This is a genomic window from Phaeodactylibacter luteus, from assembly GCF_007993045.1.
GTDB classification, from domain to species: Bacteria; Bacteroidota; Bacteroidia; order Chitinophagales; family Saprospiraceae; genus Phaeodactylibacter; species Phaeodactylibacter luteus.
The window spans coordinates 116,056-126,239 of record NZ_VOOR01000012.1 but is presented as its reverse complement, the minus strand read 5'-3'; the positions used below and the strand labels follow the sequence as shown (position 1 = coordinate 126,239).

10 protein-coding genes are annotated in these 10,184 nt (G+C 55.2%); 4 read left to right on the top strand and 6 right to left on the bottom strand.

What is annotated here, in order from left to right:
- Positions 1-65: 65 nt before the first annotated feature.
- The 5 genes from pyrH to rplM all read right to left on the bottom strand — a co-directional run bounded on the left by pyrH (position 66) and on the right by rplM (position 3,484).
- On the bottom strand, positions 66-782 hold the full coding sequence (pyrH, locus tag FRY97_RS07835) for a UMP kinase (RefSeq protein WP_147166892.1): 717 nt from the start codon (positions 780-782) through the stop codon (positions 66-68).
- 133 nt (positions 783-915) lie between these two features.
- Positions 916-1,749, bottom strand: coding sequence for a translation elongation factor Ts (tsf, locus tag FRY97_RS07830; RefSeq protein WP_147166891.1), 834 nt, complete (start codon positions 1,747-1,749; stop codon positions 916-918).
- A 95-nt stretch (positions 1,750-1,844) separates the two neighbouring features.
- A complete protein-coding gene (gene rpsB, locus FRY97_RS07825) occupies positions 1,845-2,567 on the bottom strand; it encodes a 30S ribosomal protein S2 (protein ID WP_147166890.1) in 723 nt (240 codons plus the stop codon).
- A gap of 54 nt (positions 2,568-2,621) precedes the next feature.
- Positions 2,622-3,008, bottom strand: coding sequence for a 30S ribosomal protein S9 (rpsI, locus tag FRY97_RS07820; protein WP_147166889.1), 387 nt, complete (start codon positions 3,006-3,008; stop codon positions 2,622-2,624).
- A 32-nt stretch (positions 3,009-3,040) separates the two neighbouring features.
- Positions 3,041-3,484, bottom strand: coding sequence for a 50S ribosomal protein L13 (gene rplM, locus FRY97_RS07815; RefSeq protein WP_147166888.1), 444 nt, complete (start codon positions 3,482-3,484; stop codon positions 3,041-3,043).
- A gap of 773 nt (positions 3,485-4,257) precedes the next feature.
- On the opposite strand from rplM, the gene FRY97_RS07810 reads away from it, so the two are divergent.
- The 4 genes from FRY97_RS07810 to pdeM all read left to right on the top strand — a co-directional run bounded on the left by FRY97_RS07810 (position 4,258) and on the right by pdeM (position 9,558).
- Positions 4,258-5,004, top strand: a complete 747-nt coding sequence (locus tag FRY97_RS07810; RefSeq protein ID WP_170254546.1) for a CPBP family intramembrane glutamic endopeptidase — start codon at positions 4,258-4,260, stop codon at positions 5,002-5,004.
- Between the two features lie 64 nt (positions 5,005-5,068).
- The gene (locus tag FRY97_RS07805; RefSeq protein WP_147166886.1) at positions 5,069-7,510 is read left to right on the top strand and encodes a ligase-associated DNA damage response DEXH box helicase; all 2,442 of its coding nucleotides are present in this window, start codon (positions 5,069-5,071) and stop codon (positions 7,508-7,510) included.
- Between the two features lie 120 nt (positions 7,511-7,630).
- Positions 7,631-8,884 carry an alpha/beta hydrolase fold domain-containing protein gene (locus FRY97_RS07800; protein ID WP_147166885.1) on the top strand — a complete coding sequence of 418 codons (1,254 nt, stop codon included), beginning with the start codon at positions 7,631-7,633 and terminating at the stop codon, positions 8,882-8,884.
- Between the two features lie 5 nt (positions 8,885-8,889).
- A complete protein-coding gene (pdeM, locus tag FRY97_RS07795) occupies positions 8,890-9,558 on the top strand; it encodes a ligase-associated DNA damage response endonuclease PdeM (RefSeq protein WP_147166884.1) in 669 nt (222 codons plus the stop codon).
- Between the two features lie 20 nt (positions 9,559-9,578).
- Here pdeM and FRY97_RS07790 read toward each other — a convergent pair whose 3' ends face one another.
- Entirely contained in the window at positions 9,579-10,163 is a 585-nt protein-coding gene (locus FRY97_RS07790) for a bifunctional nuclease family protein (RefSeq protein ID WP_147166883.1), read from the bottom strand.
- Positions 10,164-10,184: the final 21 nt, after the last annotated feature.

Genomic DNA, 10,184 nt, shown 5'->3' with positions numbered 1-10,184 from the left:
CAGGCCCCTATCCTTGCGGAGGGGGCAAGCAAAAAAAGCGACAATCTGTTTTGGCGCCCGTGCGCTTAGCCTTCCACCAAGGTACCAATGGCATCGCCCTGTACAATCCGCTTCAGGTTTTCGGGCCTACCGATATCGAATACGATGATGGGCAGATTGTTCTCCCGGCAGAGGGTAAAGGCGGTCATGTCCATTACACTAAGTCCAAGGCTGATGACCTTGGCAAAGGTAAGATTGTCAAATTTGGTAGCGGTAGGGTCCTTCTCGGGGTCTGCGCTATAAATGCCATCGACGCGAGTCCCTTTGAGGATGACATCGGCATTGATCTCATTGGCCCGCAGCGCAGCGGCGGAGTCTGTGGTGAAGTAAGGGCTTCCGGTGCCTGCGGAAAAGATGACCACCCTGCCTTTTTCAAGGTGGCGGGTAGCCCTGCGGCGGATGTAAGGCTCAGCGATCTGCTTCATTTCTATAGCAGAGATGAGGCGGGTATAAACGCCTAAACCTTCGAGGGCACTCTGTAGGGCCATGCCATTGATGACAGTAGCCATCATGCCCATATAATCGCCCTGCACCCGCTCGATGCCCGACTCTGCAGCCTGAAGCCCACGGTAGATATTGCCGCCGCCAATGACGACCGCGACCTGAACGCCGAGGCCGAGGAGCTCTTGGATCTGATGAGCGTAGTGGCTGAGCATATTGGAATCTATCCCAAACCCCTGATCGCCCATGAGGGATTCACCACTGAGCTTAAGTAAGATACGGCGGTATTTTAGCGTTGGCATGACGTATAGTTTATTCGGTTGGAAAGGCGGCTGGCAGCCGGGGCGAAAGATAAGCGATTTCCGGTGTGGAAACCGAGAGGGAAGGGCAAAGAAAAAGGCGAATTAGCAAGCTAATTCGCCTTTTTCAAAGCGCTTAACCGAGTGCTACGTGCTTGAAGTCCGTAACCGTCAGTTCTTTATCGATGCTCTGCAGGAAACCCGCAACAGACAGGCTGTTGTCTTTAACAAACTGCTGATTGAGCAGGGTATTCTCTTTGAAGAACTTGTTGAGCTTGCCCAGGGCGATCTTCTCGACAATCTGCTCCGGCTTGCCTTCTTGGCGCGCCTGATCCTTGCCGATTTCGATTTCCTTGGCGATCGTATCCTGATCGACACCGTCTTTGTCCAGTGCAACCGGCTTCATGGCAGCTACCTGCATGGCCACATCGCGGCCAGCATCGTAGGCCGCCTCGCTAGCTTGGTTCAGGCCTACGAGTACAGCTGCTTTGTTGCCCATGTGGATATAAGGGCTGATCATAGTGGCTTCGAGCTTTTCGTAAGCCGCCAGTTCGATCTTCTCGTTGATCTTACCGACCAGCTCCGTGACGCGGTCAGCCAATGGGAGCCCGCCCATATCAATTTTGAGGAGGTCTTCCAGAGTATCCGGGAAGTTAGCCAGAGCCAGCTCAGCCGCTTTGTGGGCAAAACCGCTGAAGTCTTCGCCTTTGGCCACGAAATCGGTTTCGCAGCTCAATTTGACGATGATGCCCTTGGTTTTGTCATCAGATACCAGTGCCACGACTACTCCTTCGTTGGCTTCGCGGTCTGCACGCTTTGCAGAAACCTTTTGGCCTTTTTTCCGAAGCAGCTCGATGGCTTTATCGAAATCGCCCTCCGCTTCAGCGAGGGCTTTCTTACAATCCATCATACCAGCCCCCGTCATCTCACGCAGTTTTTTGACGTCGGCAGCAGAAATGTTTGCACTCATCGGTAGTTATATTGTAGGTGGTGAAAAATACAGCAGACAGCTTGTATCAGTCAACTGCCGGAGTGCTTATGTAGCGCTCCGGCAGTATGATGAATTTACTTCGTGCTGGCTTCTTTCTCTGATTTGGAAGACTCACGCTCCTTGAGCCCCTGACGGATGCACTCAGCCATATAATTGGTGATAATGGCGATAGATTTAGAAGCATCGTCGTTGGCCGGGATTGCAAAATCAACCTGGGAGGGGTCGGAATTGGTATCGACCATGCCGAAAGTCTTCAAGCCGAGCTTGTGCGACTCAGCCACGGCAATGTGCTCGTGGTGAATGTCAACGATAAACACAGCAGAAGGCAGGCGGTTGAGGTTGGCGATACCACCGAGTACGCGCTCCAGCTTGTTGCGCTCCCGGGTAAGGGTGAGGCGCTCCTTCTTGGTCACATTTTCCAGTGTGCCATCTTGGAACATCCGGTCGATGTTGTTCATCTTTTTGATAGAACGGCGGATGGTGGAGAAGTTCGTCATCATACCTCCCAGCCAGCGGTCGGTGACAAAAGGCATGCCTACGCTGCGTGCAGCGTCTGCTACGATTTCGCGCGCTTGCTTTTTGGTCGCTACGAACATAATTTTCTGGCCTTTGCGGGCCATATTGCGGGCTGCGTTGCCTGCACGCTCGAGTCCTTCCAAGGTGCGGTTGAGGTCGATGATGTGGATCCCTTTACGCTCCATGAAGATGTATGGTGCCATTTTGGGGTTCCACTTTCTTTTGAGGTGGCCAAAGTGCACACCCGCATCCAACAAATCTTTATAGGTGGGCTTTTCCATTTTCTTAATCTGAATTTGAGTGTCACAGGGCAAAGCCCTGCTGAAAAACAATGATTAACGCTTAGAGAACTGGAAGCTCTTACGTGCTTTCGGCTTACCGTACTTCTTACGCTCAACCGCGCGGGAATCACGAGTGAGGTACTTTTTGGCCTTAAGCGGCTTGCGGAAGTCTTCGTTGAGCTTCACCAGCGCGCGGGCAATGCCCATGCGGATGGCCTCGGCCTGCCCTTTGAAACCGCCACCGTTAACGTTGATCTTCAGATCGTAGATGTTCTCCACTTCTACCGTTGAAAACGGGTCCGTAATATTATATTGGATGTGAGTCTGGGGGAAGTATTCCTTGTAGTCTTTGCCGTTGATCAAGATCTTGCCTTCACCTTTTTTGAGGTAAACGCGGGCAACAGAGGCTTTCCTTCTCCCTATGGCATTGATCATTTCCATATTTATCGAGATTGTCCTGTCTGGTTAGTTAATTAAAGTTCCAGCTTTTCCGGCTTCTGTGCTTCGTGCGGATGCTCTGCCCCTTCATAAACGAAGAGCTTCTTGTACATCGCGCGGCCCAGGCGGTTCTTTGGCAGCATGCCCCGCACAGCCAGCTCTACTACACCGATCGGCTTCTTAGCCAGCATTTCGCGTGCGGTGCGTGACTTCTGCCCACCGGGGTAGCCAGAATAGCGCTGATAAACTTTGTCGTCGAGCTTGTTGCCGGTAAAACGGATTTTATCGGCGTTGATAACGATTACGTAATCGCCAGTATCAACGTGAGGGGTGTAAGAAGCTTTGTGCTTACCGCGCAGGACAGAAGCGATCTTGCTGCACATGCGGCCAACTACTTCTCCTTCGGCGTCGATAACGAACCACTTACGCTCTACTTCCTCTTTTTTCGCTGATTGCGTCTTATAGCTTAGCGTATCCACTTTGATAAGGATTTAAAATTGTGATCAAATGACCCCGGAGAAGTTGGCGGCTCAGCTTACTGCTGTCGCTTTTGCCCGGGTGCTTGAAAAACTAGGGCCTGGAGCATCTTCCCAAACCCTGAAATAATGCTGATCGGGCTGCCCTTTTCAAGGCAGGTGCAAAGGTAAATCTCTTTTGCCCAATAAACAAGCAATTATTTGAAAAAATTGCTTTCTCGATTTTATAACTCCCTGAAAAACAGTGAAAATATCGCACAGCTGTTTTCAACACCTTGCTACTGACCGGCACGGCCTGCACCTGCTGTGCCAAGGTTTTGCCACTGAAAAAACTGCCGCAGCGCCAAAGCACAGCACAAACACCCCATAAGCCCCTTTTACGCCGAATATCACGCCGAGCCTTGCCGCCCCCCCCCTGTGCTTTGCGCCCGGCCCCTAAAGCCAGCCACCGGCCCTGACGCTTTGCCATTCGCCCCTAAGCCAAGCACAGCAAGGGCCGAGCGCCTACCTTTGGCACATCAACAGGCGCAAACCAGATTGTCGCTTTTTTTTGGTGGGCCTGCCCCCTCCGTAAGGATAGGAGCCTGCCCCTGCCAGTGGGCAGGTGCCGCTATGCTCCGGGGCTCGCTGTCCGCTCGGCCCTGTCGGGCTTGCCACCCCTTCGCAGCGCTAGGCCAATGCCAGGCAAGTGCTCTAAAGCGCTCTTAAACGCCTGCGACATCTTGGTTCACGCCCCATCAATATTTACACATTTCATTTCAACTTGGTCTTACCTTATGGAAAAGAAAACCCTTATTGCCGCCTTCACCATCGCCTTATTTTTCCTGGCCGACTACGGCTGGCCCCTCATTGGCTACTCCGGGGGACAGGAAGGGCTGTTGTACGTAGCCGTGAAACTGCTCAACCGCAGCTTTTGGTACATCCTCCTGCCCATAGCTGCACTCGCCCTGCTGTACCGGGGCAGCCCTCAACCGGGCAACATGCTGGGGCTTCAAAAAGGGGCTCGGGAAGGGCTTCAGATGGCCTTCCTTTCTACCCTGCCTATGCTGCTAGGGCTGGGCGGCTTGGCCAACTTCAATGCAACCTGGCAGTGGGAGCCCTTTATCCTCTCCGTAGCCCTCGCAGCCTTTAGCGAAGAGATCCTCTACCGCGGTTTCCTCTTCGGGCAGCTCCACCGCCAAGCCGGTTGGCCGTTTGCCCTAGCAGCTGGCTTTGGGGCTGTTGTCTTTGGGCTTGGGCACCTGTATCAGGGGCATGGCTTCTGGGACACCTTCGGCATCTTTGCCGTCACCTTCGCCGGAGGGCTTTGGTTTGCCTGGCTGTACAAAGCCTGGGGGTACAACCTTTGGGTGCCCATCGGGCTGCACTTCCTGATGAATTTCTACTGGATGGTTTTTGAAAGCGGCACCAATGCTTTGGGCGGGGTTTGGCCCAATGTTTTCCGGGCTGCCACCATCGCCATCACGGTGATATGGACGGTGCGCCGGCAAAAAGCAGCCCCCCAATTACAACCGGCGGACTAAAACCTTAAGCCGGTTTGCCCTGTTAGGTTGGCCCGGGCGATGCTCGGGCCAATGCAACAACGACATGCCGCTATCCATACAGACAAGCCCTGCACATGACTGGTTCTCCGCTCAAGGCTGGGCACCGTTCCCGTTTCAGGAAGAAGCATGGGCACAATATGCCCAAGGGCGGAGCGGGCTGGTCAATGCCCCCACCGGCAGCGGAAAAACGTACGCCCTTGCTATGCCTATCTTGCTGCAAGGGCTGCAGGCACAGGAGGCTGCCAAAGGGCTGCAAGCCATCTGGGTCACCCCCATCCGTGCACTGGCCAAGGAGATACAGGGCGCTATCCAACGGGCAGCAGCCGGGTTGGGGCTCGGCTGGCGGGTTGAAATACGCAGCGGGGATACGAGCAGCGCCGACCGGCAAAAGCAAAAGCGCAAACCGCCGGAAATCCTCATCACCACTCCCGAGAGCCTCCACCTCCTGCTGGCCAGCAAAGGCTACCCCAGCTACTTCGGCCAGCTCAGCGCGGTCGTTGTCGACGAATGGCACGAAATGATGGGCTCCAAACGGGGCGTACAAATGGAGCTGGCCCTTTCCCGCCTCAAAGGCTTGCAGCCAAGCCTGCAGGTATGGGGCATTTCCGCTACCATCGGCAATATGGACGATGCCCTGCATGCTCTGCTTGGGCAGGCCTATGCCTCAGGCCGCTATGCCTTGGTCAAAGCAGCAATACCAAAAGAAATCATCATTGAATCTATACTGCCCGATGAGGCAGAACAATTCCCTTGGGCAGGGCACCTGGGCACCAAACTCATCCATAAGCTCTTGCCGATATTGGACAAGAGCACCACCACCCTGATTTTCACCAATACGCGGGCACAGTGCGAAATCTGGTATCAAAAACTGCTCGACGTAGCCCCGGAACTGGCCGGCGCCATCGCCATGCACCACGGGTCTATCAGCCGCGAGCTGCGTGATTGGGTAGAAGAAGCCCTGCACGAAGCCCGCCTCAAAGCGGTTGTCTGCACTTCCAGCCTCGACCTGGGCGTGGACTTCCGCCCGGTAGAGACCGTCATCCAAATTGGCAGCCCCAAAGGGGTAGCCCGTTTTGTACAGCGTGCTGGCAGGAGCGGGCATCAGCCGGGCTTGCCGAGCAAAATCTATTTTGTGCCAACCCATGCCCTCGAACTGGTGGAAGCAGCGGCGCTGAGGCGGGCCGTTGCCAAAGGAGAGCTGGAAAGCCGGCTGCCTTACCTACGCTCTTTCGATGTGCTGGCACAATACTTGGTCACCCTTGCTGTATCTGAGGGCTTCCGGCCGGAAGAGATTTTCCCCGAAGTCAAAAACACTTTTGCCTTCAGCTCCATCACCTCCGAAGAATGGGCTTGGTGCCTAGACTTCATCCGCTCCGGCGGGAAAGCACTGCTGGCCTACGATGAGTACAACAAAGTAGTGGTAACAGACGGGCGCTACCAGGTAGACAGCCGCAGGGTAGCCATGCGCCACCGCCTACAGATCGGCACCATCGTCAGCGATGCCGCTATGCAGGTCAAATATGTGGGCGGCAAATACATTGGCACCATAGAAGAGTGGTTCATTGCACAGCTCAAGCCCGGAGACAACTTTTGGTTTGCCGGGCGGAGCCTGGAGCTCGTCCGTATCAAAGAAATGGTGGTACAGGTGAAGAGAACCCAGCGGAAGACTGGCAAAATACCCAGCTGGCTGGGGGGGAGGCTGCCCTTGTCCTCACAGTTGTCTGCTTCCTTGCGCTATAAGATGGACCAGATCAGCCGGGCAGAGCTGACTGAGCCAGAGCTCGACAACCTTCGCCCCCTCATCAGTGTGCAGCGCGAGCGCTCCCATGTGCCAGCCAGCCACGAGCTGCTTATCGAATACTTCCACAGCCGGGAAGGCTACCATCTGTTGGCCTACCCTTTTGAAGGCAGGGCGGTGCACGAAGGGCTTTCTGCCCTTATCGCCTACCGCATTTCCAAAATGCTCCCCATCAGCTTTACCATTGCTATGAACGACTACGGGTTTGAACTGCTTTCTGACCGCCCTATCCCTATAGAAAAAGCTTTGGAAGAGGGCTTGTTCCGAAGCCAGGGGCTACGGGAAGACATACAGGCCAGCATCAATGCCGCTGAGCTGGCGCGGCGGCGGTTCCGGGACATTGCGAGCATAGCCGGGCTTGTGTTCAAGGGGTTTCCCGGCAAGGCCAAAAAAGACCGGCACCTGCAGTCTAGCGCACAGCTCTTTTTTGAAGTCTTCACGGATTATGACCCCAGCAACCTCTTGCTCTTGCAGGCTTACGATGAGGTCATGGCTTTCCAGCTTGAGGAGGCCCGGCTGCGCATGGCCCTGCAGCGCATCCAAGGGCAGAAGTGCGTGCTGAAAACCCCCGAAAGGGCTACCCCTTTCGCTTTCCCGATCATGGTAGACCGCTTGCGCGAAAAACTGAGCAGCGAAAAACTAGAAGACCGGATCCGGAAAATGAAACTGCAATTGGTCAGGGATTAACCCATAAAGCCGTACCTCAGCAGCCTCCTTTTCCGTAATTTAGGCCTTCGCCAACCAAATAGGTCTAGGCCTGTTCCATAACATCAAAACTCCTTACTGAGCGACTTTAAAACCATAATTATGCAACTAAAGAACTTTACCCTTGTGTGCCTGGCGCTCTGCAGTGCAGCCGCTATAGCTTTTGCTCAAGACCCTCACCCTTCCTGTGAGGGCGACCGCTACCGGGCAGATATATTCGATGACGTGGTGGTGACCACCAACATCCAATTTGGAGAGAACACTACCATTGCCGGCAACACCCAAGCCCTTTTCATGGATGTGTATGAACCTGCGGGGGACGAAGCGGAAAGCCGCCCTGCCGTCGTCATGGCCTTTGGCGGCGCCTTTGTTGCTGGAGAACGGCAGGACCTCGATGGCCTGTGCAGGTCCTTGGCCCGTAAAGGTTATGTGGCGGCTACCATCGACTACCGCCTCTTTGATTTTTTGCTCCCGCTAGACTCCAACCAAATGCACGATGTGGTAGTCAAAGCCATTGGCGATATGAAAGCCAGTATCCGGTACTTGCGCCAAGATGCGGCCACAGACAACCTCTTCCGCATTGACACCAGCCTCATCTTTGCTGGCGGCATTTCAGCCGGTGCCATCACTGCTGCCCATGTTGCCCACCTCGATGCAGAAGATGACATCCCCGGCTACCTCGCCAATATCATAGAAAACAATGGGGGGATGGAAGGCAACAGCAGCGATAATTACCAATACAGCTCCGCTGTTGCAGGCCTGGTCAATTATTCTGGAGCCCTGAAGCAGTCTGCCTTCATCGATGAAAACGACCCGCCGCAGTTCAGTGTGCACGATGAGGGGGACGACGTGGTCGTTTACAACAAAGGGCTTGTTTCAGCCGGCCCCATCGTTTTTGTTTATCTAGAAGGCAGCCTGGCTATGCACAACCGGGCATTAGAAGCTGGAGTCAGCAGCGAGCTCATGACCATACCCGGCGGGGGGCATGTCAGCTACTTCACCAACAACGCGGCCCAATATGAGGCAGAAGTAGAAGAGCGTACAGCCCACTTCCTGGCCAATCAGGTATGCGGGCTGGTCAACGGTTTAGCGGAAGCGGCCTCGCCTTTCCCGGGCAAAGCCTTCCCCAACCCGGCCACATCTGGCAGCGGGCTGCATGCAGTGCTCCCGCCTTCAGCTGGCGAGGGGCAGCTTGTGCTGCGCAATATACAGGGGCAGCCCCTCTTCCAAGTGGCCGCTCGTGGGGGGCAGGCCATTGAGCTGCCTGCACAGACACTGCCAGCGGGGATGTACTTGTTGGAGTGGGCCCCATCTGGGGGCGGCCAATTTGCGGCACAGCGCATCATCATACGCTAAGCCACATGAACGCTTTGGAAGCTCAGGGCTGTAGCTTGGCCATGATACGGGGGCAGCGCTGTTGGCTGCACCCGCTTCGTGCCCTATATTGGGAAGCGGAAGACACCCTCCTGCTGTCCGACCTCCACTTGGGCAAAGCTGCACATTTCCGGAGGTCGGGCATTGCTGTGCCCTTCGAGGTGGACCAGGAAAACGAAGACCGGCTGATTGCGGTCTTGCTCGACTGTCAGCCCAAGCGGGCCCTGTTGCTCGGCGATCTTTTCCACAGCGACTACAACCGGGAGTGGGAGTCTTTCCGTGCCTTGGTAGAGCAGTTCAGCCATATCGAATTTGAACTCGTGGCAGGGAACCACGATATACTCCACCCCGAAATGTACGAGGCAGCCGGCCTAAAGGTACATGCCGAGCCTTATTGCGTTGGGCCATTTGCCCTTTTCCACCACCCGCCGGCAGATTGGGACGGGCAGCAGGGCTATGCGCTAGCCGGGCATGTACACCCCTGCGTGCACCTACAAGGGGCAGGGCGTCAGCGCGAGCGGCTGCCCTGCTTTTGGTTTGGAGAACAACAAGGCGTACTGCCAGCTTTCGGGGCATTCACAGGCATGGCCCCGGTGCGCCCCAAAGAAAAAGACGAGGTTTTTGTCATTGCCGGGCAGGCCGTGCTCCGCGTATGAGTGCACAGAGAGGGAGCTGCTTACCTTTGCGCGATCTCATCCCTTAGCCGGGCAGCACTTTCATAATCTTCCCGGGCCAAAGCTTTTTCCAGAAAGGCTTTCAGCTCCGGCACAGAATACTCCTGCAGCGGCTTAGTCGGCTGCTCCTGACGAGGCTCCTGCTCCTCATCATCCACATACTCTATATCGGTATCCTCGGCCGGCAGGCTGGCCTCGTCCATCACATGCTGAAAGGTGAAGATAGGGCAATCAAAACGAACGGCCATGGCCAATGCATCAGAGGAGCGGGCATCTATGGTGAACCGCTCCTGCCCGGCATCAACGCACTCCAGCTTGGCGTGGAAAATACCATCCTCTATGCGGTCGATCACGACTTCCTGAAGTGCGCCATGGAAAGCAGCGATGGTATTTTTGAGCAAATCGTGGGTCATCGGCCGGCCCACATTGAGCCCTTCCAGCCCGATCGCAATAGCCTGAGCTTCGTAAGGCCCGATAACGATAGGGAGGCGGCGCGTAGCGCCCACATCCTCCAGTATAATGATAAAATGCTCAGGGGTAGACTCACTTTTAGCCTGGCCCAATATGCGAAGAGGTATTTTTTCCATACACAGTTTAGCGTTGTGCCG